Below are 25,235 nucleotides of genomic sequence, written 5' to 3' on the forward strand. Positions count from 1 at the left end.
GCCGGGTTCGGGGGGCGGTGCAGTACGGCCGTTCGGGTGAACGGCCGTGGCGGGCGTCAGCCGGCCGGGACCACCGGGAGCTCCAGTACGCCGGTGTCCTCGGGGGCGTGGACGACGGTGACGGGCTTCACGCCCCGGTTGCCGAAGTAGGCGGTGTCGCTGGCGGCGATCACGAACTCCAGACGGTGCCCCTTCTCGTACCGGTGCACGATGCCTGGCAGCTCCACCGTGAAGGGGCGCGTGACGTCGGGTACCCGGACCGGCGAGACGAGCCGGTTCACCAGCGTACGGCTGCCGTCGGGCGCGACGTCGTAGACCTTGGCGAACAGGACGAGCTTGTCGGAGGCGTCGCCGCTGTTCTGGACCCGTTCCGCCTTCGGCGAGAGGACCTTCAGGGTGGCCTTCGGTGCGCCGACGACGTCGAGGTGCTCGGTGAGGGGTTCGCTGCGCCAGCCGAGGTAGGTGCCCTTGGTGTCGTACGGCTTGGGGTCGGGCAGTCCGATCAGCGGGGCGATGGAGCTCTCGGAGTGGCTGGTGGGCACCAGCCAGTTGGTGTACTGGCGGCTGCCGCGCGCCACCTTGGAGCGGTTGTCGACGAGTTTGCCGTCGCCGGAGAGGTACAGGGACCGGGAGAGGGCGGGGACCTCGGCGGCGGAGCCGTAGCCGCTCTGCCAGTCGCGGTAGTAGGAGAAGGCGGGTCCGGTGTCGGTGTCCGTCTTCTGGTGGAGGTAGCGGTCGAACCAGGCCAGTACCCGCTGTCCGACGTGGCTGGTCTCCAGATTGCCCTGGCTCAGGTCGAGTTCGCCGGGTACCTGACCACCGCTGTGTCCCCAGGACTGCCAGATCATCTTCGTCTCGGTGCCCTGCGCCTTGAGTGCCCGGTAGGTGGCGGTGGCCTCGTTGAGGTTGAACAGGCTGTCGGCCTGGCCTTGGACGACGAGCGTGGGGGCCTCGACCCGGTCGAGGTAGGAGACGGGCGAGACGCTGCGCGCGTAGGCGAGCATCTCCTCGGTGCGGTCGGCGGGGTAGCGGCCGGAGTTGAGCAGCCGGATGGTCTCGCAGGCGCGGGTGGCGAAGTGCAGGCACTCCAGGCTGTTGATGCGGGAGGGGTCCAGGCTCGGGTTGAGGAGTGGCTGTCCCTCGCCGATCAGGTAGAAGCCGTTGGTCCACTGCCACTTGAAGACACCGGGGGTGTCGGAGGTGACTCCTGTGCGCGCCCCGGTGTTGTTGGGGGCCAGTGCGTAGCCGAGGTCGTTCCAGGTGATCAGCGGGACGAGGGCGTCGACCCGGGGGTCGGCGGCGGCGGTCGCCAGTTGGATCGCGCCACCGTAGGAGCCGCCGATCATGCCGACCCGCGGGTCGCCTTCGGCGTCCCGGGTGACGAAGTCGGCCTTGGTCCCGTCGTCGGCCGCGCGGACTCCCCCGAGGAAGTCCAGGAGTTCGCCCGCGGCCCTGCCGTCGATGGCGGGGTCGTCGAGGGTGATCAGGCAGCCGGACCCGCCGAAGCCGAGGCCCGAGTAGACGAGCCCGACGTAGCCGCGCTCGGCGAAGGCCCTGCCGATGGCGTCGGTGGAGCCGTCGGACTTGCTGCCGCCGAAGCCGTTGGTGGCCAGGACCGCGGGGGCGGGGCTGTCCGGGTCGGCCCCGGCGGGCCGGTAGAGGTCGGCGTCCACCGTGCAGGTGCGGTCGCCCGCCTCGACGGTGAACGTCAGCGGGGTGACGGTGTACGGATCGGCCTCCGCGTGGGCCGGGTCGGCGAGGACGAGGGGGGCGACGAGGGCAGCCCCGGCGACCGCCACGAGCGGGCCGCGCACCCTGGAAACAGCACCTGACACGAAGACCTCCACACCGAGGACACCTTACCGACCGGTAAGTACTGGGCCGCGCTCATGCTGTGACACGGCTCATAGCCGTGTCAACGTATCGGCCAGGGGTTCTTGACGGATGTTCACGTTCCCCGCGCGAAAACACACATCCGCGCGGCCGCACCGACGGCGGCGCGGACAGCGGCGCGGACGCGCGTCGCGGGACGCGGATACGAGTGGGGCGGCCGAGGAGGCGGGCGGGTCAGCGCAGGGCGGGGGTCTCGACGGTCAGCGTGCAACGCCCGCCGTCCGCCGGCGCGTCGAGCACCGCGGGCACGCCCAGGGGAATCGTCAGCGCGGTCGGACCGTGGCCAAAGCCCAACTCCTCGACCACGGGTATGCCCAGCGGGCCGAGCCGGTCGGCGAGCACGGCGCGGATCTTCTCGTACGGGCCGCACTCCTGCCACGAGCCGCAGGCCACCCCGGCGACCCCGTCCAGGGCTCCGGACCGCAGGAGTCGGGTGAGGATGCCGTCCAACCGGTAGGGCTCCTCGCCGGTGTCCTCGATCACCAGCAGTCCGCCCCGGGCGTGGGTCCGGCCGCCCGGGGCGCCGGTTCCGGCGGCGAGCAGGCTGACGCAACCGCCGTACAGGACGCCCCGCGCCCGGCCGGGAACCAGCGCCCCGGCCGACTCCAGGCCGAGGGCGCGCACGGTCTCCGGGGCGAAGAGCGTGGCGCGCAGGTGCTCGCGGGCCGCCGCGTCCTTGAGGAACGCCTCGGTGGCGACCATCGGCCCGTGCAGGGTCGCGAACCCGGCGCGCAGGGCGAACGCCTCGTGCAGCACCGTGATGTCGCTGTAGCCGACGAACACCTTGGGCCCGGCGGCCCGGACCGCCGCCCAGTCGACCAGATCGACCATCCGGTGGGCGCCGTATCCACCCCGGGCGCACAGCACGGCCTCCACGGTCGGGTCGCACCACGCCCGTTCGAGGTCCTGCGCACGACCGGCGTCCGGTCCCGCGAGGTAGTCCAACTCCGGGTGCCCGGTGAGGACATGGGCGCCGACGACGGGTTCGAGCCCCCAGTCGCGCAGGACGGCGAGGCCCTCCTCCAACCGGTCGGCGGGGACGGGGCCGCTGGGCGCGACGACGGCGACCCGGGAGCCGGGGCGCAGCCGGGGCGGCCGGGCGAGGGGCATCGCCGGGCCAGGGTCCTCACGGGTCACGTGGTCAGCTCCAGGGACGGTACGTCGGGGCGTTCGAATCCGAACGTCTGTGCGTAGAGGGAGAGTTCGGCCTCCAGTGCGCGGACCAGGGTCTCCACGCGCCGGAAGCCGTGGCCCTCCCCCTCGAAGGCGATGTAGGCGTGGGCGACGCCCCGTCCGGCGAGGGCGGCGAGGAACCGCTCGCACTGGGCGGGCGGGCAGATCACGTCGTCCAGGCCCTGGAGCAGCAGGAAGGGGGTGTTCAGCCGGTCGGCGCGGTGGAGCGGCGAGCGTTCGCGGTAGCGCTCGGGCACCTCGGCGATCGGACCGACGAGGGAGTGGAGGTACTGCGACTCGAGGTCGTGGGTCTCGCCCGTGGCCCACCGTTCGAGATCCAGGATCGGGTAGAGAATCGTCCCGCAGGCGTAGACGTCCGTACTGGTCAGCGATGCGGCGGCGGTCGTGCCGCCCGCACTGCCGCCCCGGATCGCGAGCTTGTCCGGGTGGGCTGTGCCCTCCTCGGCGAGGGCGGAGGCGACGGCCGCGCAGTCGGCCACGTCGACCACGCCCCAGTGGCCGCGCAGGAGTTCGCGGTAGCCGCGGCCGTAGCCGGTGGAGCCGCCGTAGTTGACCTCGGCCACGCCGATGCCGCGCGAGGTGAAGTAGGCGATCTCCAGGTCGAGGACGAGCGGGGCGTGGCCGGTTGGTCCGCCGTGCGCCCAGACGACGTACGGGGGCTTCTCGCCCTCGGGGCCGGTGCGGTCGGGGCTGTGCGGCGGGTAGATGTGGGCGTGGATCTCGCGGCCGTCGGGGCCGGGGAAGGTGCGGTCCTCGGGCGCCGGGTAGTACGCGGGGTCGACCGCGTCGTGGTGGGGTGCGCCGATCACGCGGGTGTGCCCGGTCGCGGTGTCCAGCTCGATGATCTCGGGGGCGCTGCGGGGGCTCGCCGCGACGCCGACGACCCGGCTGCCGTGGACGGCGAGCGTGTCGGCCCAGGAGGTCCAGGGGCCCGGCGCGTCGGCGAGTTCGCCGGTCTCCGGGTCGAGGATGCCGAGGCGTGTGCCGCCCCTGCCGTGCAGGACGGCGATCAGCCCGTTGTCCAGCGGATGGAACCAGCGCAGCCCGATCTTCCAGAGCGGTCCGCCGAACTCCTCGCCCCGGGGCGGCAGGAGGCGGCTGCTGGGGACCGCGCCGCCCGGAGCCGCGTCGGGGCGGATGCGCTGGAGCTCCCACCAGCCGGCGAGGTCGGAGACGAACAGGAGACTGCCGTCGCGGTCCCACTCCACCTGGCAGACCGATTCGTCGAGGTCGCCGACGAGGGGCCGCACGCCGGTGAACTCCCCGGTGTCGCCGATGTCCGCCAGCATGACCACCGTGCCGTCCCACGGCATCCGGGGGTGGTCCCAGGCGATCCAGGCCGCCCGCCGCCTGTCGTGGGACACCTTGGGGCCGGTGACGAACCGGTGCCGGTCGTCGGAGAGTTCACGGATCGCCGCCCGGTCGCCCGCCGCCGAGCCGTCGAGCGGTACGGCGGCGAGGACGCGCCGCACGTCGGTGGGCGCGGGTCCGGTGAACTCCTCCAGCACGCACCAGACCTCGCCCGCCACCCCGTGTTCCGGGCGCACCTGCGGGTCCACCCAGCGCAGCCCGCCGCCGACGTCCGGGACGGGGGTGAGCGGCCACGGCCCGCCGGGGCCGTCCGGGGCGTAGGCGTACAGCCGCTGGTCGGTGAAGTGGACGAATACGACGAGGAGTTCGCCGTCCTCACGCACGGTGCCCGCCCAGGGCTGTCCGCCGTACTCGATCACCCGGCTGCGGGTGTTCCAGGGTGCGGGCAGCGCGGGGGCGGTGGCGCCGTCGGCGCGGCGGCGCATCAGAGCGCGCCGGCCACCCTCGGCGGGGCGCGGCTCGGTCCACCACACCTCGTCCCCGATGGTGCCGAGGTGGTCGGGGCGGCCGTCGTGCGAGGCGGCGAGCGCCGCGTCGACCGGCGACGGCCAGGTTCCGTACGGGGCTGCTGGCACGGTGTTCACGTAGTTCGGTCCCCCGGGGCGCTGATCGGGTCGGCAGGCTGTCAGGCGGTGCGCAGGTAGTGGTCGAGGACGCGGACGCCGAAGTGGAGGGCGTCGACGGGGACGCGCTCGTCGACGCCGTGGAAGAGGCGCTGGTAGTCGAAGCCGACGGGCAGCTTCAGCGGGGTGAAGCCGTAGCCGGTGATGCCGAGGCGGGAGAACTGCTTGGCGTCGGTGCCGCCCGACATGCAGTACGGGACGGTGTGCGCGTCCGGGTCGAACCGCTCGACGGCGGCGCGCAGCTTGGCGTAGGTCGGGGAGTCCACCGGGGCCTCCAGGGCCGTCTCGCGGTGGTAGAACTCCCAGGAGACCGAGGGGCCGGTGAGCCGGTCCAGGGTCGCGTGGAACTCGTCGTCGCCGCCGGGGACCATGCGCCCGTCGATGAAGGCGGCGGCGTGGCCGGGGATGACGTTGACCTTGTAACCGGCGTCCAGCATCGTCGGGTTGCTGCTGTTGCGGACGGTGTTCTCGACCAGGGACGCGGCCGGGCCGAGCTTGCCGAGGAGCTGGGCGACATCGAAGCCGGGCTCGTCCAGGTCGGCGGTGATGCCGTGCAGGGCGGCGATCTCGGTGATCGCGGCACGGACGGTCGGGGTGAGGCGGATGGGCCACTCGTGCTCGCCGATCCGGGCGACGGCGGCGGCCAGGGTGCTCACCGCGTTCTCCCGGTTGACCTTGGAGCCGTGCCCGGCCCGGCCCTCGGCGGTCAGCTTCAGCCAGCCGGTGCCGCGCTCGCCCGCCGCGATCGGGTACAGCGAGAGACCGTCGCCGGCGTGGAAGGTGAAGGCGCCCGACTCGCTGATGCCCTCGGTGCAGCCCTCGAACAGCTCCGGGTGCTGATCGGCGAGGAAGCCGGAGCCGTCGGCGGCGCTGTCCTCCTCGTCGGCGGTGTACGCGACGACGATGTCGCGCCGGGGGCGGAAGCCCTCGCGGACCCAGCCCCGTACGACGGAGAGGACCATCGCGTCCATGTTCTTCATGTCGACGGCGCCCCTCCCCCACACGACCCCGTCGCTCACCTCGCCGGAGAAGGGATGCACGCTCCAGTCGGCCGGCTCGGCGGGCACCACGTCGAGGTGGCCGTGGACGAGCAGGGCGTCGGCCGTCGGGTCGGTGCCGGGGATCCGGGCGACCACGTTGGTCCGGCCGGGGGTCCGCTCCAGCAGCGTCGGCTCGATTCCGGCGTCGGAGAGCCGCTGGGCGACGTACTCGGCGGCCGGACGCTCCCGGCAGTCGCCGCCGCCCCGGTTGGTCGTGTCGATGCGGATGAGTTCGGAGGTGAACGTCACCACCTCGTCGAGTGCCTGCCGGTCGACGGGTCCGAGCAGGTCGGGGGCCTCAGCCATACTGTTCCTCCACAGCGGCCGACACGATCGTCGTCACCGCCTTGAACGTGCGAATTCCTTCGTACATCGTCGCGCTGGTGTACGCGACGCGCCTCTCCCCGCTCGCCGCCACGCCGGGGACCACGGTCGCGGCGGCTGCCAGATGTTCGGCGTCGAACTCCAGCTCGACGGTGAACGTCTTCCCGGTGACGGGGTCCCGACGCCCCGCGAGCGCGGTGGCCGTCCTCGCCGCCGCCCTGATGTCGGCGGCGGTACGGGTGGGGGTGCGGCACACCGCGGCGTAACGGGAGACGTAGTCCTTGACGGCGACCTTCCGGGCGTCGGGGGCGTATCCCTCGGCGTCCACGCAGGTCAGATCGTCGCCGGTGACGAGGACGACGGGCACGCCGTATTCGGCGGCGACGTGCGCGTTGAGCAGCCCCTCGCTCGCGCGGACGTCGTCGAGCCAGACGCCGGTGATGGAGTTGGCGAGGTAGGTGTGGGCGAGGACGCCCTCCGTGCCGGCTCCGGTGTGGTAGCCGACGAAGGCCACCGCGTCCACGTCGCCGTGCTGGATGCCCTCGACCATGGACAGCGACTTGTGCTTGCCGGTGAGCATCTGGACGCGTTCGTCCAGGTGCTCCAGCAGCAGGTTGCGCATCGACCAGTGGGCCTCGTTGACCAGGACCTCGTCGGCGCCTCCGTCGTAGAAGCCGAGGGCCGCCGCGTTCACGTCGGAGGTGAACATCGACCGGCAGCGCTCCCACTGCGGCGTCCCCGGCAGCACGTCGGCCGGCCAGGTCACTCCGGTGGCGCCTTCCATGTCCGCGCTGATGAGGATCTTCATGCCGCCACACCGTACGCGCCGTGAGCGGTGCGGGCCAGGGAGGGGCGGCCTCTCAGAGGTCCAGTCCGCCGAAGGCCCCTCCGGTGGTCCTGCCGGTGCGCCCGGCGGCGCTCACGTCGCTGCTCCCGCCGGTTGCCCCGCCTTCGCTCCCGGCGGTGGCCCTCGTCGGGCGGCCCGCTGCCCGGCCCGGCTCCACCGAGGACCCGGAGCGCCGGTCGTCCGGGGACCGTGCGGGACGTCGACGGCCCACATGCCCGGAGCCCTCGTGTGCTGAAGACTGGGAGTGACCGACGGCTCACGTCCCCGTTGCCACGTGCGAGAAGGGCCAGGAACCAGTATGTGCGCGAAGCAGGATGACGCGGGTGCCACGCCTCACCGCGGGTCCGGCACGGAACGGGACACGGAGGGCTCGGATCGCTTCGAGGTCGACGAGGAGGTTCAGCGCGCCCTGGACCGGCTCACGCTGCTCATCAACGCGGAAGAGGCCCTTTCCAGCACGCTCGAAGTGGACCAGGGGCTCCGCCGACTCTGCCGCACGCTCGTCCCCGGCCTCGCCGACTGGTGCGCGGTCGACCTGCTGGACGACCACGGACGGCTGCGCAGGATCGTCGTCGAGCACCGGGACGCCGATGTGACATCCCCGGGCCTGGACGAGGGGCTGCTGCCTCCGGCCGAAGGGTCTGCGGCCCCGGTCGCCCGGGCGCTGCTCGGCGTGGGCCCCGTACTCCTCACGGACTTTCCCCCGGCGAAGGACGAGGACGACCCCCTGTGCCTCCGGGAGAGGCAACTCTTCGAGCGGCTCGCGGCCGACACGGCGGTCGTCGCCCCGCTGAGAGCCCGGCGGCAGGTGCTCGGCGTGCTGACCCTGGTCCGTACCCGCAGGGAGGTCCGGCTGACCGAGGACACCCTCTCCCTCGTCGAGGACCTCGCCCACCGCGTGGCGCTGGCCGTCGACAACGCGCGCCTGCACGCCGAGGCCCAGCACACAGCCGAGCGGTTGCAGCGCTCCCTGCTGCCCGAGCTACCCACGGACGGGCCGCTCGAAGTGGCCGCCCGGTACCAGCCGGCGAGCACCACCGCGCGCGTCGGCGGCGACTGGTACGACGCCTTCGTGCTGCCGGACGGAGCGATGACACTGATCATCGGTGACATCGCGGGGCATGACCTGCGGGCCGCCGTCATGATGAGCCAGACCCGCAACATGCTGCGCGGCATCGCCTGCGACCGCAAGGAACCGCCCGGCAAGATCCTCGCCCGGCTGGACGCGGCCCATCACATCCTCTATCCCCATCAGACGCTGACCTGTGTCTACGCGCTGGTCGAACGACTGAGTGCGGACGAGCCGTGGCTGCTGCACTACGCGGTCGCGGGCCACCCCGCCCCCCTGCTCGTGACGCACGACGGGGAGACCCGCTTCCTCACCGGTGGCCGCAGCGTCATGCTCGGGGTGGAGCCCGAGGTCCATCGCCCCGCCACGACCGACACGCTGCCGCCCGACTCGACCGTGCTGCTCTACACGGACGGCCTCGTCGAGCGGCGCGAGGAGGACCTGGGCCGGGGTCTGGCGCGCCTGAGGCAGCACGCGGCGGCCCTGGCCCGCGAGCCGCTCACGACGTTCTGCGACGAGATCCTCGAAGGCATGGCCCAAGCCGGCTCGGACGACGTCGCCCTGATCGCGGTCAGAACGGCACCCCCGCAGGCCGGGCCGTCCGTGGCCACCCCCTGAGCACCAGTGGTCTCTGCCGGCCGCCGTCGGTCGGCGTGGCCGGGGTGCGGCGACCGCCGGCCGAAAGCCCGGTCTTCGGCCGAGCACCGCCGTCCGCACCGCGGTGCCCCGTGAGCGCGCCGAAACTCCCCCGTCACACCGGCCGTACGCGAGGGTAACGGCGGCTGCCTACCGTCGCCCGCCATGGACACCCGCACACAGCTCGCCGAACCGGCCCCACCGGACCCCGCACCGCCCGCCGCACCGGACACCGGTCAGGCGGTGCGGGAGACGCTGGAGGACTACACCCTCCGCTTCGCGCCGCGCAGTTACCGCCGCTGGACCCCGATGGTCGTGGCGACCACCGCGCTGGGCGGCATCGCGTACATGGCCGACTTCTCCATCGGCGCCGGCGTCGCCGTGGCCCACGGCACCGGGAACGCGCTGGTCGCGATCACCGTCGCCGCGGCCCTGATCTTCGTCACCGGCTTCCCGCTCGCCTACTACGCCGCCCGCTACAACATCGACCTGGACCTGATCACCCGGGGCTCCGGCTTCGGCTACTACGGCTCGGTCCTCACCGGCGTCATCTTCGCCAGCTTCACCGTCATCTTCTTCGCCCTCGAAGGCGCGATCATGGCCCAGGGCCTCAAGCTCGGCTTCGGACTGCCGCTGTGGCTGGGCTACGCCGTCTCCACGCTCATGGTCATCCCTCTCGTCATCCACGGCATGAAGGCGCTCAGCAAGCTCCAGGTGTGGACCACCCCGATCTGGCTGCTGCTGATGGTCGGGCCGCTGGTCTATCTGGTCGCCACCGAACCGGGCACCGTCGACAGTTTCCTCGCCTACGCGGGCACGGACGGCGAGGGCGGGGTCAACACCGCGTCCGTGCTCCTCGGGGCGGGCGTCTGCCTCTCCCTCATCGCGCAGATCGGTGAGCAGATCGACTATCTGCGCTTCATGCCGCCGAAGACCGGTGCGAACAGGCGTAGTTGGTGGACCGCGGTGGTCATGGCCGGTCCCGGCTGGGTGGTGCTCGGCGCGCTCAAGCAGGCCATAGGGGTCTTCCTCGCGGTCTACATCCTCTCCGAGGTGGGACCGGCCGCGGCGACCGAGCCGATCCAGCAGTTCCGCGGGGCGTTCGACGCGATGATGCCGTCCTGGATGGTGGTCCCGCTGGCCGTGGTGCTGGTGGTGATCAGCCAGATCAAGATCAACGTGACGAACGCGTACTCCGGCTCGCTGGCGTGGACGAACTCCTTCACCCGCGTCACCAGGCACTACCCGGGCCGCATGGTCTTCGTCCTGGTCAACCTGGCGTTCGCGCTGATTTTGATGGAAGCCGACATGTTCAGCTTCCTCAACAGCATCCTGGGCTTCTACTCGAACTGCGCCATCGCCTGGGTGGTCACCGTCGCCACCGACATCGGCGTCAACAAGTACCTGCTGAAGCTCTCCCCGCACGCGCCCGAGTTCCGCCGGGGCATGCTCTACGCGGTCAACCCGGTCGGCGTGACCGCGTTCACCGCCGCCTCCGGACTGTCCATCGCGATGTACTTCCACGCCTTCGGGGACACGCTCCAGCCGTACTCCCCGGTCGCCGCCGTCGTGATCGCCTTCGTCCTCACCCCCGTCATGGCGATCCTCACCCGGGGCAGGTACTACCTGCGCCGGAGCGACGACGGCATCCCGGAGCCGCTGCTGGACGCCGAGGGCAACCCGAGCGCGGTCACCTACGACTGCCACGTCTGCCGCCAGTCGTACGAACGCCCCGACCTGGCGGCCTGCCCGGCGCACGAGGCCATGGTCTGCTCGCTGTGCCTGAGCACGGACAAGGCCGGCGAGCACGTCCTGCCGGCCTCACCGGCGGTACCGCCCTCTCCGGCCGTACCGCCTTCGCGCGCCTGACCGGTGTCAGCCCGTCCCCGTGTCCCGCAGCAGCTCCTCGATGCGGGACAGCTCGTCCTCGGTGAAGTCCAGGTTCCGGGCGGCCTCGACGCTGTTCTCCAGTTGGGCGACGCTGCTCGCGCCGACGACGGCGGAGGTGAGCCGGCCGCCGCGCAGCACCCACGCCAGGGCCAGCTGCGCGAGCGACTGACCGCGCTCCTTCGCCAGGGCGTCGAGCGCGCGCAGCCGCTGCACCAGCTGCGGGGTGACGGCGTCGGCGCTCAGGAAGGGGCTGGCGCCCGCCGCCCGCGACCCGGCCGGAATGCCGTGCAGATAGCGGTCGGTCAGAATCCCCTGCTCCAGCGGCGAGTAGGCGATGGACCCGGCGCCCAGCTCGTCGAGGACGTCCGGCAGCCCGTCGCCCTCGATCCGGCGGTCGAGCATCGAGTAGCGGGGCTGGTGGATGAGCAGCGGGGTGCCGAGGTCCTTGAGGATCGCGGCGGCCTCGCGGGTCTGCGCGGCGGAGTAGTTGGAGAGACCCACGTACAGGGCCTTGCCCTGCCGTACGGCGGAGTCGAGCGCGCCCATGGTCTCTTCGAGCGGGGTGTCGGGGTCGGGCCGGTGGGAGTAGAAGATGTCGACGTAACTGACGCCCAGGCGCTTCAGGCTCTGGTCGAGCGAGGAGCGCAGGTACTTCCGCGAGCCCCACTCCCCGTACGGCCCCTCCCACATGTGGTAGCCGGCCTTGGTGGAGATGACGATCTCGTCGCGCAGGTGGGCGAAGTCGGTCGCCAGGGCCCGGCCCAGGGTGAGTTCGGCGGAGCCGGGCGGCGGGCCGTAGTTGTTCGCCAGGTCGAAGTGGGTGATGCCGAGGTCGAAGGCGCGGCGCAGGATGGCGCCCTGCGTCTCGGGCGTCCTGTCGCCTCCGAAGTTGTGCCAGAGGCCGAGGGAGAGCGCGGGCAGCTTCAGACCGCTGCGTCCGGTGCGCCGGTAGGGCATGGCGGAGTAGCGGTCGGCGGACGGAAGGTACATACGGGCTCCGCGGGAGGGGTACGGGGGTGGCGTGCCGGGACCGGCGCGCACCCGGCCCAGGCTTCCGCAGATGGATCCAGCAGTCCAACAGGAGATTCCGCTCGGATTCATCGCCTAGATTGCTCAATCATGGAACTGCGTCAGCTGGAGCACTTCGTCGCCGTCGCCGAGGAGCAGCACTTCACCCGCGCCGCCGAGCGCCTCGCCGTGTCGCAGTCCGGGCTCTCCGCCTCCGTACGGGCGCTGGAGCAGGAGCTGCGGACCCCGCTGTTCAGCCGGACCACGCGCACGGTCCGGCTCACCGAGGCCGGGCGGGCGCTGCTGGTGGAGGCGGAGCGCACACTGGCGGGCGCGCGGGCGGCACGGGACGCGGTCGACGCCGTACGGGGGCTGCTGCGCGGGACGCTGACGGTGGGGGTCGAGCAGTGCGTGGCGGGGGTGAGCCCGGCGCGGCTGCTGGCGGCGTTCCACCGGGAGCATCCGCAACTGGAGCTGAGGCTGCGGCAGGAGGGCACCAGCAGCCTGCTGGACGGAGTGGCGGGCGGGCGCCTCGACCTGGCGTTCGCCGCGACGGTCAGCCCGGCGGAGTGGCGCGGGGAGCTGGTGCCGCTGGCCCGGGAGCCGATGGTGCTGCTGTGTGCGGCGGGGCACGCGTTCGCCGGGCGGCCGGAGGTGGGGTGGGAGGAGCTGCCGGGGGCGTCGTTCATCGACTTCCATCCGGACTGGGGTCCCCGCCGGGCCGCCGACGAGGCGTTCGCGGCGGCGGGGGTGCGCCGGACGGTGGGCCTGGAGGTCAACGATGTGCACAGCCTGCTGGAGCTGGTGCAGGAGGGGCTGGGGATCGCGGTGGTGCCGCACCACTTCTCCCGCAAGCCGGAGGCGGCCCGGCTGGTCGCCGTGGAGCTGGCGGGGGCCCGCCGGCCGGTGTACGAGAGCGTGGTGGTGCTTCCGGCCGCGCGGAGCCTGAGCCCGGGGGCCCGGGCGCTGATGCGGCTGGTGCGGGAGGACCCGCTGCGGGAGCCGACGACGGGCTGAGCGCCCGGAGCCTCACCGGTCCCGGGCGCCCGGCCCGCTCCCGTACGGCTCAGTCCTCGTGGCCGAGCTGGAGATCACGTTCGGTGCGGCCGCCGCCCGCGACCTGGAGGACGGTGGCGACCGGCGGGTATCCGGCGGCGATCACGGTGTACTCGCCGGACGACAGGTCGACGAACCGGAACGATCCGTCGGGCCCGGTGGTGAGGGTGTCCACCACGTTGCCCGCCGCGTCGAGCAGGGTGACCCGGGCGTCCTCGACGGGGCGTCCGCCGGTGGCCCGGACGACGCCGCGCAGGACGGCCCCGCCCGCCAGCTCGATGTCCTGCCGGGTCTCCCGGGCGGCCTGCACGCTGACCGGGAGGGCGGCGGGGCGGAAGGCGGGGGCGCTGGCGGCGAGGGTGTACTCGCCGGCGACCAGTTCGCCGATGACATAGCCGCCCTCGTGACCGGTGCGGGTGGAGGCGACGACCTCGCCGCGTACGTCGGTCAGGGTGACGGCGGCGTCGCGTACGGGGGCCCCGTCGGGGGTGAGGACGGATCCGGCGAGGCGTCCGGCGCCGCCGAGCACCACGTCCAGCTCGACGGGGCGCTCGCCCACGGTGACGCTGACGGCCTGCGGCTGGTGCCCGCCCGCGGCGGCGATCAGGACGTAGGAGCCCGCGCCGGGGACGCTCAGCGCGTACCGCCCGTCCTCGCCGCTGGCCCCGCGCCCGATCTGCCGCCCCTGGACGTCGATGAGGGTGAGCGCGGCGCGGGGGACGGTGGTGCCGTCGGGGTGCTGGACGCTCCCGTGGACCGGGACGCCGGAGAGGTAGCCGGAGGCGGGCCGGCCCAAGTCGGCGCGGGCGGCGGGGATCGGGGAGGCCATGGCCTCCGCGGCGGCTTCGGGGCTGTGGTGGGACACCAGCGGTTTCTCCTTGAGGAAGAGGGCGAGGATCAGGCCGAGCACGAGCACCGGCACGAGGAAGAGGAAGATGCGCGGCATCGCGTCGACGTACGCCTGGATGTAGGCGTCGCGCAGCGCGGGCTCCATCGCGTGGACGATCTGCGGGGTGATCGACTCGGGATCGGGCAGCTCCGCACCGGAGGGCAGGCGCACCCCGAGGGCGTCGGAGAGCCGCCCGGCGAACAGCGTGCCGAAGATCGCCGCGCCGACGCTGCCGCCGATCTGCCGGAAGTAGTTGTTGGCGCTGGTCGCGGTGCCGAGGTCCGCGGGGCGTACGGAGTTCTGCACGGCGAGCACGAGGACGGACATGACCAGTCCGATGCCGGTGCCGAGGACGGCCTGGTAGAAGCTGTACGTCAGGGGGGAGGTGTCCGCCTCCAGCAGGGACAGCAGCCCCATGCCGACCACCGAGACGGCGCTGCCGATGATCGGGTAGATCCGGTAGCGGCCGGTGCGGGTGATGAGCTGGCCGGAGACGATGGAACCGCCGACGATGCCCATCATCATCGGGAGCATCAGCAGCCCGGACTCGGTGGCGCTGGCCCCGTCGACCATCTGGAGGTAGGTGGGAAGGTAGCTGGCGGCTCCGAAGAGCGCGATGCCGACGACCGCGCCGACCAGACCGGTGACGTTGAAGACGGAGTCGCGGAACAGCCGCAGCGGAATGATCGGTTCCGCTGCCCGGTGCTCGGCGGCGACGAAGAGGGCCGTCGTGACGACCGCGCCCGCCGCGAGTCCCAGGATGGTGCGCGAGCCCCAGGGGTACTCGGTGCCGCCCCAGCTGGTGACCAGCACCAGACAGGTGGAGGCGACGGCCAGGAGCACCGCTCCCAGGACGTCGAGCCGGGGCCGGACGGCGGGCCTGGGCAGTTTGAGGACGACGGCGATGACGGCCAGGGTGACCAGGCCGAAGGGGACGTTGATGTAGAAGCACCAGCGCCAGGAGGCGTGGTCGGTGAAGAATCCGCCGAGGAGGGGGCCGGCGACCGAGGCGAGGCCGAAGACCGCGCCGATGAGCCCCATGTAGCGGCCGCGCTCCCGGGCCGGGACGATGTCCGCGATGATCGCCTGGACGCCGATCACGAGGCCGCCGCCGCCGATGCCCTGGAGGGCGCGGAAGGCGATCAGCTCGTCCATGGTGCGCGACCAGCCGGCCAGCGCGGAGCCGATGATGAAGACGACGATGGCGAACTGGAAGACGCCCTTGCGGCCGAAGAGGTCGCCGAGCTTGCCGTAGAGCGGCAGGACGATGGTCGAGGCGAGGAGATAGGCGGTGACCGCCCAGGACATCTTCTCCAGGCCGTGCAGCTCACCGACGATCCTGGGCAGGGCGGTGGCGACGATCATCTGGTCGAGCGCCGCGAGCAGCAGGGTGAGCATCAGCCCGAGGAAGACCATGCGGACCTTGCGGGGGCTGATCTCCGCCGCGTCCCGGCCGGGTCCGGACCCCGCCGGAGGGGCCGGCGGGGGCGGTGCGGCGGAGAGTTCGACCGTCGTCGCCGTGCCGTCCGGTCCCGTGCCGTCCGGTCCCGTGCCGTCCGGTCCCGTGCCGTCCGGCTCGTCCTTCACCAGCGTGATACCACCCACCACGTAACGCTCCCCTCGTCGCACCTGCGCCGCCCATTTCTCGCATCGCGCGGCGAGGCGGGGCAAACGTGACGAGGGGCGTACGCGGCGCGCACGGAAGGCTTATGTGCCGGTGGGAGGTGCTACGGCGCACAACCGGCCGTTCCGGAAAACCACCCGTTCCGGTGAGGCCGTTCGTCCCACGGAGGCCGGACCCGTCCGGCCCCCGGTGCGGGGAGGGGGAGCCGGAACGCCCTCGTGGCCGGTCGGTCCTACTTCTCGACCTCGGTGGCGAGGTTCTGGAGCAGCTCGTCGTAGATCCGGCCGAGGCCCTTGGGCGCGAAGGTCCGCTCGAAGAACCCGCCGATGCCGCCCGCGCCGTCCCAGACCGTGGTCACGACGGCCTTGGACTTCCCCTCGCCGGCCGGGGTGACGGTCCAGGTGGTGACCATGGAGGAGTTGCGGTCCTTCTCGACGAGCTGACCGTCGGTCGGCTCGCTGACCTCCAGCAGGCAGTCGCGGACCCGCTTGCTGGTCGCCTGGAGCTTCCAGTGCACGAGGCTGCCCTCGCCGTCGCCGCCCTCCCGGACCTCGTACTCGCTGAAGTGCGCGGTCAGCACCTTGCCGCGGACGTCCTTGTAGTCGGCCAGCGCGTCGAACACCGCCTCCGCGTCCGCCGCGATGATCCGCTCCGTCGTGGCCTCGACCTGCGCCATGGCTGTTCCTCCAGCACTCGGTTGTTCGGTGGGTGAGCTGAGCCAACCACCTCGGGCACAGCCGCTCAAAATCGGGGCCGCCCGGGCTCAGGGACGGCGGCCCCCGAGGACGCAGAACTCATTGCCCTCCGGGTCGGTGAGCACGACCCAGCTCGCGTCGCCCTGGCCGACGTCGGCGCGGCGGGCGCCCAGGCCGATCAGCTGGCGGACCTCGTCACCCTGCTCCCGGTCGCTGGGACTGACGTCGATGTGGAGCCGGTTCTTGGCGCTCTTGCCCTCGGGCACCCGCGCGAAGGTCAGCACCGGCGGCACGGGGCCGGGGCGGTCCGCTCCCTCACGCGCAGCCGGCGGGCCGATGGTGACGACGCCCTCCTCCTCACCCTCGTCCCGCACCTCGTAGTCGAGGACCGCGCACCAGAACCGGGCGAGGCCGACGGGATCTGCGCAGTCGATCGCGAGCTCGGTGAACCTACTGACCATCGTCGGGACCTCTCGGTCGGATACGGCGGGCCTGCCAGGGGTCACAGGCTAGTCGCAGGGGGCCGCGGGCTCGCGCCTCGCACGATCAAGGGAACAAATGTTCTATTCTGCGAGGAGTGCTACCGAGGAGGCGTCCATGCGCTGGGACAATCTGGTCGAGAAGAACTCGACGGCCGGGAACAGCGCGCTCTTCGCCGCGGACGCGGTGACCACGCGCACGTTCGACACCCCGGAATTCCGGGGCATCACCTTCCACGAGATCCGGGCCCGTTCGATCCTGAACCGGGTGCCCGGCGCCTCGCGGATGCCGTTCGAATGGACGGTGAACCCGTACCGGGGCTGCACGCACGCCTGTGTGTACTGCTTCGCCCGCAAGACCCACAGCTATCTGGACCTGGACACCGGCCTCGGCTTCGACTCCCAGATCGTCGTCAAGGTCAACGCCGCCGAGCTGCTCCAGCGGGAGCTGGCCTCCCGGCACTGGCGCGGCGAGCACGTCGCCATGGGCACGAACGTCGACTGCTACCAGCGGGCGGAGGGGCGGTATCGGCTCATGCCGGGCATCATCACCGCCCTGCGCGACCGGGCGAACCCCTTCTCCATCCTCACCAAGGGCACGCTGATCCTGCGGGACCTGGAGCTGCTGCGGCAGGCCGCGGAGGTCGCCGAGATCGGCGTCTCGGTCTCCGTCGGTTTCACCGACCCGGAGCTGTGGCGGACCGTCGAGCCGGGCACCCCCTCCCCCGAACGCCGGCTGGACGTGGTGCGCGCGCTCACCGACGCGGGGATCGGCTGCTCGGTCCTGATGGCCCCGGTCATTCCCTTCCTCGGCGACCGCCCGGAGCAGCTGCGCGCCACCGTCGCCGCCATCGCGGACGCGGGGGCGGCCTCGGTGACCCCCCTGGTGCTGCATCTGCGCCCGGGCGCGCGCGAGTGGTACCTGCACTGGCTGGGGCAGCACCATCCGCGGCTGGTGGAGCGCTACGAGCGGATGTACGCGGACGGGGCGTACGCCCCCACCTGGTACCAGCGCCGGATCACGCGTCAGGTGCACGAGTTGGCGGACGAGTTCGGGATCGGCCCGGCGCACCGGGGCGAGGCCCGGCGGACCGGCCCGGCTCCGGCCGCCGCACCGGAGCCGGGCCCCACCCAGCTGACCCTGCTGTGAGAACCGCGGCGGGGCCCGGGAGACCGCCCGCAGGGCCGATGGCGTGACCGTACGGGTCGGCTCCGCGCGGAGCGGGGCCTTCCGCGGGGGTGTTCGGGGAACATGCGGCGGGGACCGGTGATCCGGCGCCGCGTCCCGTCACCCCGGGAGGCCCCATGACGAAACGTGCAGGAATTCTGGTCGCCGTCGGTGCGACCGTCGCCGGTCTGCTGACCGCCGCACCCGCGCCGGCCGCCGGTGCCGCGGCGAGCCCGCCGCCCGCCCCGAAGCCGAAGTGGACGGACTGTCCGACCGACAGCTACCCGACGCTCCAGTGCGCGAAGGTCAAAACCCCGCTGGACCACCGCCGCCCCTCGGGCCGTCAGATCACGCTCGCCCTGTCCCGCGTCCCGCACACCGCGAAGACCTTCCAGGGCCCGCTGCTGGTGAACCCGGGCGGCCCCGGTGGCAGCGGCCTGTCGATGGCCGGGTTCGTGGCGTCCTCGCTGCCGAAGAAGGTCGCGGCCCAGTACGACGTGATCGGCTTCGACCCGCGCGGCGTCGGCAGGAGCACCCCGGCGCTGAACTGCCGGCCCGGACACTTCGACCCGGTGCGCCCCGACACCGTGCCGGACTCCGCCCGCTCGGAGCGGATCAACCGCGACCGGGCGGAGTCCTTCGCGCGGGCCTGCGGCGAGAAGCACGGTGACGTGCTGCCGTACATGGACACGGTCAGCGCGGCCGAGGACCTCGACGTGATCCGCCGGGCGCTGGGCTCCCGGCAGATCAACTACTTCGGCTACTCCTACGGCACCTACCTCGGCGCGGTCTACGCCAAGCTGTACCCGGAGCGTGTGCGCCGCCTGGTCCTGGACTCGGTCGTCGACCCGGACGACGTCTGGTACGAGGGCAACCTCGGCCAGAACCACGCGTTCGACGACCGCCACAAGGCGTTCGCCGCCTGGGTCGCGAAGAACGACGCCGCGTACGGCCTGGGCAGCGACCCGGCCGAGGTCGAGGCAGCCTGGTACCGGATGCGGGCGGACGTGGCGCGCGAGCCGGCGGGCGGCACGGTCGGCGCGAGCGAGCTGGAGGACACCTTCGTCCCCGGCGGGTACTACAACGGCTACTGGCCCTACCTAGCCGAGGCGTTCGCCGCGTACGCGAAGAACGGGGACGCCGAGGCGCTGGTCGAGGTGTACGAGAACTTCGGCGCGGTCGACGCGAGCGGCGAGAACGGCTACTCGGTCTACACCGCCGTGCAGTGCCGTGACGCGGGCTGGCCCGAGCACTGGAGCACCTGGCGCAACGACAGCCGCCGGATCCACGAGAAGGCGCCGTTCATGACCTGGAACAACACCTGGTACAACGCGCCGTGCGCGAACTGGCCGGTCGCGCCGCTGCACCCGGCCCCGGTGAACAACCGCCGGCTGCCCCCGGCGCTGATCCTCCAGGCCACGGACGACGCGGCGACCCCGTACGGCGGCGCGATCAGCATGCACCGCAAGCTCAAGGGCTCCAGCCTCGTCGTGGAGGAGGGCGGCGGCAACCACGGCATCACCCTGAGCGGCAACGACTGCCTGGACAAGCACCTGGCGGCGTATCTGACCGACGGCACCGTCCCGCGCGGCCGGGACGAGGTGGACGCGGTCTGCGCCGCCCTCCCGGATCCGAAGCCGCTCCCCGCCGAGAAGGCGGCGGCCCAGTCGGTGGACAACAGCGAGGGGAGCCGTCTGCACGGCCTGCTCGGCTTCCGCCGCTGAGCGGCACGGGCCCGCCCGCTCACTCCCCCGGCAATCGCCCGAGCGCCTCTGCCGCGGCCGTGCCGAGGCGCGGGTGCGGCAGGGCCGCCGTGAGGACCGGGCGGGCCTGTTCGTCGGCGAGGCGGCCGAGGCCCTCGACGCAGGCGAGGGCGACGCGCCAGTGCGGATCGCCGGGCGCCAGCAGCCGCTGAAGGGTCGCCACCAGGGCGGGGACCGACTCGGGGGCCCGCAGGTCGGTCAGCAGGCGCACCGGGTGCAGGGCGTAGGCGGTGCGCAGGGTGTTGGTGGCGAGGGCGGCGGCCGCCCTCGGGGTGCGGGGGTCACCCAGTCGGGCCAGGGCGTGGGCGGCGGAGACGCAGCGTTCGGGGTCGCGGTGGTTGAGCAGGAGCACCAGCGCCTCGAAGGCCCGCCGGTCGCCCGCGCAGCCGAGCCGGAAGGCGGCCATCTCACGGGCCCAGAGAGGGCGTTGCGGCTCCACGAGGACCCGGGCCAACTCCTCGGGGTCCTCGGCGGCGACGAGCAGGGCGTACTGCGGGGACCCGGCCGCCTCGGGTTCCAGCCGGTCCACGAGTGAACGGAACTCCTCATCCATGACGTTCAGCGTATCCACGGACACGCTCCGTACGGGGTGACATCGAGGAGTTCATGTGGCCCAGGGCACAAGGACCCAGGGGTGGCGCGCTCGTTACTCGCCAGTTACTCTCATCTGAGCGGGACACACTCCCCGCAGGCTCCGGTGGCCTGGTGACGCAGCCATCCGGAGAGTTCGTCGGTTCGGCTTTTCCGTGCGACGCGGCCCCGGGACAGGGTCCGTCACCCCACGGCCGGGCGCGCTCCCCGCGCACCGGCCCCGTGCTCCACGACACGCAGCTCCCGCACGCCACGCGCCGCTCCCTCATCGCCGCGCGTTCCGTGCTCCCCAGTCGTCACTCACCCTGGAGTCCCCTGATGGACACCTCTCTCTCCACCATCGCCGTCGTCGGCCTCGGCACCATGGGCACCGGCATCGCCGAGGTCCTGGCCCTGGCGGGCCGCGAGGTCATCGGCATCGACATCAACGAGGCGGCAGCCCTGGGGGCCGTCGCCTCCCTCGAAGCGTCCACCGCGCGGGCCGTGGGCCGTGGACGGATCACCGAGCAGGAGCGGACCGACGCGCTGGCCCGGTTCCGTACGTCCGACGATCTGCGCACCGCCGCCGGGGCCGAGCTGGTCATCGAGGTGGTGCCCGAGACGTACGAGATCAAGCAGCGGGTGTTCCGGGAGCTCGACGCGATCGTCTCCCCCACCGCGATCCTCGCCACCGGCACCAACGCCCTGTCGGTGACCCGGCTGGCCGCCGAGTCCCAGCACCCCGAGCGCGTCCTCGGCCTGCACTTCTTCAACCCGGCGCCCGCGATGAAGCTGGTCGAGGTGGTCTCCTCGGTGCTGACCGCGCCGCCCGCCGTCCAGGCCGTCACCGCACTGGCCCGGGAACTGGGCAAGGAGCCCGTCGCGGTCGGCGACCGGCCCGGGTTCGTCGCGGACGGGCTGCTCTTCGGCTACCTCAACCAGGCCGCCGCGATGTACGAGGCGAACTACGCCTCCCGCGAGGACATCGACGCCGCGATGAAGCTGGGCTGCGGGCTGCCGATGGGGCCCCTCGCCCTGCTGGACCTGATCGGCGTCGACACCGCCCGCACCGTCCTGGAGGCCATGTACGCCGAGTCCCACGACCGGCTGCACGCCCCGGCCCCCGTCCTCGGCCAGCTCAGCAGCGCGGGCCTGACCGGCCGCAAGACGGGGCGCGGCTTCTACACGTACGACGCCCCGGGCGGCCAGAGCGTGGTGCCCGACGCGCTGACCCCGGCGGCGGACGCCGCCTCCGGAGCCGGGCGCGAGGTGGCGTCCGTCGGCGTCGCGGGCTCCGGGACGATGGCCTCCGGGATCGCGGAGGTCTTCGCGAAGGCCGGATACGACGTGGTGCTCGCGGCCAGGTCCCAGGAGAAGGCCGATGTCGCCAGGGGAAGGATCGCGAAGTCGCTGGAGCGTTCGGTGACCAAGGGGCGGCTCACCTCCGAGGCCCGGGACGAGACGCTGGCGCGGATCACGGCGGCCGGCTCGCTGGACGCGTTCGCCGAGGTCGACCTCGCCGTCGAGGCGGTCGCCGAGGACCTGGAGGTCAAGCGGCAGCTGTTCGCCGCGTTGGACAAGGTCTGCCGGCCGGGTGCGGTGCTCGCCACCACCACCTCCTCGCTGCCGGTCGTCTCGATCGCCCGGGCGACCGCGCGCCCCGAGGACGTGATCGGGATGCACTTCTTCAACCCGGCGCCCGCGATGAAACTGGTCGAGGTGGTCCGCACCGTCCTGACCGCCGACGACGTGCACGCAACGGTCCGCGCGGTGTGCGCGAGGATCCGCAAGCACCCGGTGGACTGCGGGGACCGGGCCGGTTTTATCGTGAACGCGCTGCTGTTCCCGTATCTCAACAACGCGATCAAGATGGTCGAGCAGCACTACGCCTCGCTGGACGACATCGACGCGGCGATGAAGCTGGGCGGCGGCTACCCGATGGGCCCGTTCGAACTGCTCGACGTGGTCGGCCTGGACGTCTCGCTGGCCATCGAGAAGGTGCTGCACAAGGAGTTCCGCGATCCGGGCCTGGCCCCCGCGCCTTTGCTGGAGCACCTGGTCGCCGCGGGGTGCCTCGGCCGCAAGACGGGGCGCGGCTTCCGCGAATATGCCCGTCGCTGACCCGGGAGCCGGGTGGGGCGGGCTGCTGGGACCCCCCGGCGGTCCGCCCCCGCAGGCGCGCTCTCCTGCACCGATGCGTTACGTTCATGCCATGTCCCAGCCCGCCAAGTCACCCCGTGCAACCGCCGCGACCGACGCCCCGGAGACCACCACCGCGGGGACCCGCGCCGCCGCCCAACGGCTCAAGATGCGCCGTGAACTGGCCGCCGCCGCGATGGAGCTCTTCGCCACGAAGGGCTACGAGGCGACCACCGTCGACGAGATCGCGGGCGCCGCGGGCGTCGCCCGGCGGACCTTTTTCCGCCACTTCCGCTCCAAGGAAGAGGCCATCTTCCCGGACCACGACGACACCCTCGTCAGGGCCGAGGCCGTCCTCAACGCCGCGCCCGCGCACGAGCACCCGCTCGACACCGTCTGCCGCGGCATCAAAGAGGTCATGAAGATGTACGCGGCCAAGCCCGCCGTCTCCGTGGCCCGCTACAAGCTGACCCGTGAGGTACCGACCCTCAGGGAGGCCGAGATCGCGTCGGTGGCCCGCTACGAGCGGCTGTTCACCCGCTATCTCCTGGGCCACTTCGACGAGCGCGACCACCACGTGGGCAACGACGACCCGCTGCTCGCGGAGGTCGCCGCGTCCGCCGTGGTCACCGCGCACAACCATGTGCTGCGCCGCTGGCTGCGGGCGGGCGGGCAGGGCGATGTGGAGGCCCAGCTCGACCGCGCCTTCGCCATCGTGCGCGACACCTTCGGCACGGGTGTCGGAGCGGGCCGGACCGCGGGGGCCGAGCCCGAGCGCGCCCCGGCCGCGACGGTGGCCGCGGACGGCGAGGTGCTCGTCGCGGTGGCGCGCACCGACGCCCCCCTCGACGAGGTCATGCGGACCATCCAGCAGGCGCTCAAGGACCGCTGAGTCCGGCGGCGGGCTCCTCCGCGGCGACCGCCACCGCCGCCTCCCAGGGCGGTGGCGCGGCGCCCTCGCTCCAGGCGGCCAGCTCCTCGGGGCCGTAGCAGAGGATGGCGCACTGGTCCGCGTAGTCGAGCGCGGGCTCGGTGAAGCCTCCGGTGGACACGACGAGCGCGACATCCGCCCCGTGGACCGCGTAACAGGTGCCGCCGAAGCGCTGGAGGTCCTGGGAGCCGGCCCGGTTGTCCGGCCCGTAGCGCTTGCACTGCACGACCAGGCGGCGACCGTCCGGGGTGGTGGCCAGGACGTCGGCGCCAAGGTCGCCGGCGCCGCCCACCACCTCGGCGTCCGCGCAGCCGTGGCGGCGGCAGAGTTCGGCCACGGCCTCCTCGAAGGCGTAGGGGTCGAGCTGCGCGTAGTCGACGGGGTGGGCGGGCTCCGGGAGCTCCGGGAGGGCCTGCGCCCGGGCCTCCGCGCGGGCCGCCTCGGCGGCGTCCAGCTCCGCGAGGCCCGCGTCGACGATCCCGTACGCCGCATCCGCGACGGTCTCGGCGACCCGCCGGGCCCGTCGTCGGCGGCGCAGTACCAGCACGGCCACGACGAACCCCAGAAGGACCAGGAGCACGGCGGCGGCCGGGGGGAGCCCGGTGCTCCGCCAGGCGGCCCGCAGCCCCATCCCGCCGCCCGCGACGATCAGCGCGATCAGCGCGAAACCGAACGTGGTGCGCCGGAGGTCGAAAGGAGTGCGCCGCTCCCGGACGCTCCGTCTGCGGATCGGTATCGCCATCGGTTCCCCACCCCTGTCTGCTTCTGCGGCCCATTCAAGATCACTTGCCTGGACCACCTGCCCCGGGCCGGGCTTCCGACGCGTCGGCCCTGAGTCGTTCCTCGCCGGAGGCGGCCGAAATCCACCGGTCCGCCGAAATCCGCTGGTCCGCCGATCGCCGCTGTGCTGAGGTGCGCGGATGCGAACCGACGACGTACGCGACCTGTACGACCGCACGATGCGCGAGCACGCCCGCCCGGACGGCCCGGGGGTCCGGGTCGAACGCGCCGGCCCTCTGGTGCGCCAGGTCGGCGGCCCCGACGACTGGAACGGAGTCGTCTGGTCGGACCCGGAGCTGGACGCCGCGGGTGCCGACGCCGCGATCAGGGCCCAGATCGAACACTGCACCGCGCTCGGCCACGGGGAGTTCGAGTGGAAGCTCTACTCCCATGACCGGCCGTCCGACCTGGGCGACCGGCTGCGGGCGGCCGGTTTCGTGCCGGATCCGCCGGAGACCCTGCTGGTCGCCCCGGTCGAGGCGGTGACCTCCCTGCCCGGGGTCGGGCTGCCCGAGGGCGTCACCCTGTGCCCGGTGACCGACGCGGCCGGGGCCGAGCTGATGGCCCTGGCCCACGAGCGGGCGTTCGGCACGGACGCGGGCCGGCTGCGCCACCAGGTGCTGACGCGGCTGGAGCGGGCTCCGGACGACTTCGTGGCCCTGGTGGCGATGGCCGACGGGGAGCCGGTCGGCTCGGCCCGCATGGAGCTGTACCCGGGCACGGCCTTCGCCGGGCTCTGGGGCGGCGGAACGGTCGCCGAATGGCGCGGCAGGGGCCTGTACCGGGCCCTGGTCGCCCGCCGGGCCGCCGTGGCCGCCGAGCGCGGCTACCGCTACCTCCAGGTCGACGCGACGGACATGTCGGCGCCGATCCTGGGCCGGCTCGGTTTCACGGCGCTCGGCACGACGACGCCGTATGTGTACCGCCCGGCCCGGTAGCCGCCCGCCAGCAGGACAGAACGTCCTGTAACACCCATCGTGTTGCTCATGCGTGCCCACGGGATGACAAGTGAGGGAAATTGTTGGCACTCGGTGCCTTGTCAGGTGTCACGGAGTGCCATACGTTGAAGGTGTCCGGGCGGCCGGCGTGCTGAGACCTCACACGTACGCCGGCTGTCCCCGCAACCACCGTGCTGCGCGCCCGGACGCCTGCGTCACAGGCACCCTTCTGCTCCACCGGGCAGAGCCGAGCTCCACCCGCCGAACCGACGGCAACCACCTCCACACCGCTCCCCCCTGCCAGCAGG

The 25,235-nt window shown here is 72.7% G+C and carries 19 protein-coding genes; 8 read left to right on the forward strand and 11 right to left on the reverse strand.

Annotated features, from left to right (window positions below; translation table 11 throughout):
• Positions 1-56: 56 nt before the first annotated feature.
• From ACIRJT_RS26335 to ACIRJT_RS26355, 5 genes are all read right to left on the reverse strand, one after another.
• On the reverse strand, positions 57-1,814 hold the full coding sequence (locus ACIRJT_RS26335; protein WP_403913659.1) for a CocE/NonD family hydrolase: 1,758 nt from the start codon (positions 1,812-1,814) through the stop codon (positions 57-59).
• Positions 1,815-2,067: 253 nt separating this feature from the next.
• Entirely contained in the window at positions 2,068-3,030 is a 963-nt protein-coding gene (locus ACIRJT_RS26340; protein ID WP_403913527.1) for an LD-carboxypeptidase, read from the reverse strand.
• Complete coding sequence (locus tag ACIRJT_RS26345; RefSeq protein ID WP_403913530.1) at positions 3,027-5,042, reverse strand: S9 family peptidase; 2,016 nt, start codon at positions 5,040-5,042, stop codon at positions 3,027-3,029. The genes ACIRJT_RS26340 and ACIRJT_RS26345 overlap by 4 nt, the downstream gene beginning before the upstream one ends.
• 41 nt (positions 5,043-5,083) lie before the next feature.
• Positions 5,084-6,427, reverse strand: coding sequence for a M20/M25/M40 family metallo-hydrolase (locus ACIRJT_RS26350; protein WP_403913532.1), 1,344 nt, complete (start codon positions 6,425-6,427; stop codon positions 5,084-5,086).
• Complete coding sequence (locus ACIRJT_RS26355) at positions 6,420-7,253, reverse strand: M55 family metallopeptidase (protein WP_403913535.1); 834 nt, start codon at positions 7,251-7,253, stop codon at positions 6,420-6,422. Before ACIRJT_RS26355 ends, ACIRJT_RS26350 begins: the two co-directional genes overlap by 8 nt.
• Positions 7,254-7,590: 337 nt before the next feature.
• Here ACIRJT_RS26355 and ACIRJT_RS26360 point away from each other — a divergent pair, with 337 nt between their 5' ends.
• Together ACIRJT_RS26360 and ACIRJT_RS26365 are read left to right on the forward strand one after the other, a co-directional pair.
• Complete coding sequence (locus tag ACIRJT_RS26360) at positions 7,591-8,979, forward strand: PP2C family protein-serine/threonine phosphatase (protein WP_403913536.1); 1,389 nt, start codon at positions 7,591-7,593, stop codon at positions 8,977-8,979.
• Positions 8,980-9,162: 183 nt separating this feature from the next.
• Positions 9,163-10,866: a purine-cytosine permease family protein gene (locus ACIRJT_RS26365; RefSeq protein ID WP_403913539.1), complete on the forward strand. Its 1,704-nt coding sequence runs from the start codon at positions 9,163-9,165 to the stop codon at positions 10,864-10,866.
• A gap of 6 nt (positions 10,867-10,872) precedes the next feature.
• On the opposite strand, the gene ACIRJT_RS26370 is transcribed toward ACIRJT_RS26365, so the two are convergent.
• Entirely contained in the window at positions 10,873-11,877 is a 1,005-nt protein-coding gene (locus ACIRJT_RS26370; RefSeq protein ID WP_403913541.1) for an aldo/keto reductase, read from the reverse strand.
• Between the two features lie 129 nt (positions 11,878-12,006).
• Here ACIRJT_RS26370 and ACIRJT_RS26375 point away from each other — a divergent pair, with 129 nt between their 5' ends.
• Positions 12,007-12,912: a LysR family transcriptional regulator gene (locus ACIRJT_RS26375; protein ID WP_403913544.1), complete on the forward strand. Its 906-nt coding sequence runs from the start codon at positions 12,007-12,009 to the stop codon at positions 12,910-12,912.
• A 49-nt stretch (positions 12,913-12,961) separates the two neighbouring features.
• On the opposite strand, the gene ACIRJT_RS26380 is transcribed toward ACIRJT_RS26375, so the two are convergent.
• The 3 genes from ACIRJT_RS26380 to ACIRJT_RS26390 all read right to left on the reverse strand — a co-directional run bounded on the left by ACIRJT_RS26380 (position 12,962) and on the right by ACIRJT_RS26390 (position 16,620).
• Positions 12,962-15,448 (reverse strand): MFS transporter, encoded by a 2,487-nt coding sequence (locus ACIRJT_RS26380; protein WP_403913547.1) that lies wholly within the window; start codon positions 15,446-15,448, stop codon positions 12,962-12,964.
• Positions 15,449-15,696: 248 nt separating this feature from the next.
• The gene (locus tag ACIRJT_RS26385) at positions 15,697-16,140 is read right to left on the reverse strand and encodes an SRPBCC family protein (protein ID WP_265598252.1); all 444 of its coding nucleotides are present in this window, start codon (positions 16,138-16,140) and stop codon (positions 15,697-15,699) included.
• A gap of 87 nt (positions 16,141-16,227) precedes the next feature.
• Positions 16,228-16,620: a VOC family protein gene (locus ACIRJT_RS26390; protein ID WP_403913550.1), complete on the reverse strand. Its 393-nt coding sequence runs from the start codon at positions 16,618-16,620 to the stop codon at positions 16,228-16,230.
• A 136-nt stretch (positions 16,621-16,756) separates the two neighbouring features.
• Between ACIRJT_RS26390 and ACIRJT_RS26395 the strand changes: the two genes are divergently transcribed.
• Together ACIRJT_RS26395 and ACIRJT_RS26400 are read left to right on the forward strand one after the other, a co-directional pair.
• Entirely contained in the window at positions 16,757-17,788 is a 1,032-nt protein-coding gene (locus ACIRJT_RS26395) for an Rv2578c family radical SAM protein (protein ID WP_403913553.1), read from the forward strand.
• A gap of 155 nt (positions 17,789-17,943) precedes the next feature.
• Positions 17,944-19,530, forward strand: a complete 1,587-nt coding sequence (locus ACIRJT_RS26400; protein ID WP_403913556.1) for an alpha/beta hydrolase — start codon at positions 17,944-17,946, stop codon at positions 19,528-19,530.
• A 19-nt stretch (positions 19,531-19,549) separates the two neighbouring features.
• Here ACIRJT_RS26400 and ACIRJT_RS26405 read toward each other — a convergent pair whose 3' ends face one another.
• Positions 19,550-20,122 carry an adenylosuccinate lyase gene (locus ACIRJT_RS26405; protein WP_403913558.1) on the reverse strand — a complete coding sequence of 191 codons (573 nt, stop codon included), beginning with the start codon at positions 20,120-20,122 and terminating at the stop codon, positions 19,550-19,552.
• A gap of 356 nt (positions 20,123-20,478) precedes the next feature.
• Here ACIRJT_RS26405 and ACIRJT_RS26410 point away from each other — a divergent pair, with 356 nt between their 5' ends.
• Positions 20,479-22,260 (forward strand): 3-hydroxyacyl-CoA dehydrogenase family protein, encoded by a 1,782-nt coding sequence (locus ACIRJT_RS26410; protein ID WP_403913560.1) that lies wholly within the window; start codon positions 20,479-20,481, stop codon positions 22,258-22,260.
• A gap of 91 nt (positions 22,261-22,351) precedes the next feature.
• Positions 22,352-23,170, forward strand: a complete 819-nt coding sequence (locus ACIRJT_RS26415) for a TetR family transcriptional regulator (protein ID WP_403913563.1) — start codon at positions 22,352-22,354, stop codon at positions 23,168-23,170.
• Here the strand turns inward: ACIRJT_RS26415 and ACIRJT_RS26420 are convergent.
• Positions 23,157-23,951 (reverse strand): restriction endonuclease, encoded by a 795-nt coding sequence (locus ACIRJT_RS26420; protein ID WP_403913566.1) that lies wholly within the window; start codon positions 23,949-23,951, stop codon positions 23,157-23,159. The two genes, ACIRJT_RS26415 and ACIRJT_RS26420, sit on opposite strands and share 14 nt — an antisense overlap.
• A 178-nt stretch (positions 23,952-24,129) precedes the next feature.
• Here ACIRJT_RS26420 and ACIRJT_RS26425 point away from each other — a divergent pair, with 178 nt between their 5' ends.
• Entirely contained in the window at positions 24,130-24,927 is a 798-nt protein-coding gene (locus tag ACIRJT_RS26425) for a GNAT family N-acetyltransferase (RefSeq protein ID WP_403913568.1), read from the forward strand.
• The last annotated feature ends 308 nt before the right edge of the window (positions 24,928-25,235 follow it).

This window comes from Streptomyces sp. NPDC102283 (genome assembly GCF_044766265.1).
Taxonomy (GTDB): Bacteria; Actinomycetota; Actinomycetes; order Streptomycetales; family Streptomycetaceae; genus Streptomyces.

Coding starts and splice junctions, on each gene's coding strand:
- ACIRJT_RS26390 (WP_403913550.1), bottom strand. CDS start 16,620: ATGGTCAGTAGGTTCACCGAGCTCGCGATCGACTGCGCAGATCCCGTC.
- ACIRJT_RS26425 (WP_403913568.1), top strand. CDS start 24,130: ATGCGAACCGACGACGTACGCGACCTGTACGACCGCACGATGCGCGAG.
- ACIRJT_RS26365 (WP_403913539.1), top strand. CDS start 9,163: ATGGACACCCGCACACAGCTCGCCGAACCGGCCCCACCGGACCCCGCA.
- ACIRJT_RS26350 (WP_403913532.1), bottom strand. CDS start 6,427: ATGGCTGAGGCCCCCGACCTGCTCGGACCCGTCGACCGGCAGGCACTC.
- ACIRJT_RS26395 (WP_403913553.1), top strand. CDS start 16,757: ATGCGCTGGGACAATCTGGTCGAGAAGAACTCGACGGCCGGGAACAGC.
- ACIRJT_RS26355 (WP_403913535.1), bottom strand. CDS start 7,253: ATGAAGATCCTCATCAGCGCGGACATGGAAGGCGCCACCGGAGTGACC.
- ACIRJT_RS26385 (WP_265598252.1), bottom strand. CDS start 16,140: ATGGCGCAGGTCGAGGCCACGACGGAGCGGATCATCGCGGCGGACGCG.
- ACIRJT_RS26375 (WP_403913544.1), top strand. CDS start 12,007: ATGGAACTGCGTCAGCTGGAGCACTTCGTCGCCGTCGCCGAGGAGCAG.
- ACIRJT_RS26415 (WP_403913563.1), top strand. CDS start 22,352: ATGTCCCAGCCCGCCAAGTCACCCCGTGCAACCGCCGCGACCGACGCC.
- ACIRJT_RS26420 (WP_403913566.1), bottom strand. CDS start 23,951: ATGGCGATACCGATCCGCAGACGGAGCGTCCGGGAGCGGCGCACTCCT.
- ACIRJT_RS26410 (WP_403913560.1), top strand. CDS start 20,479: ATGGACACCTCTCTCTCCACCATCGCCGTCGTCGGCCTCGGCACCATG.
- ACIRJT_RS26405 (WP_403913558.1), bottom strand. CDS start 20,122: ATGGATGAGGAGTTCCGTTCACTCGTGGACCGGCTGGAACCCGAGGCG.
- ACIRJT_RS26360 (WP_403913536.1), top strand. CDS start 7,591: ATGTGCGCGAAGCAGGATGACGCGGGTGCCACGCCTCACCGCGGGTCC.
- ACIRJT_RS26370 (WP_403913541.1), bottom strand. CDS start 11,877: ATGTACCTTCCGTCCGCCGACCGCTACTCCGCCATGCCCTACCGGCGC.
- ACIRJT_RS26400 (WP_403913556.1), top strand. CDS start 17,944: ATGACGAAACGTGCAGGAATTCTGGTCGCCGTCGGTGCGACCGTCGCC.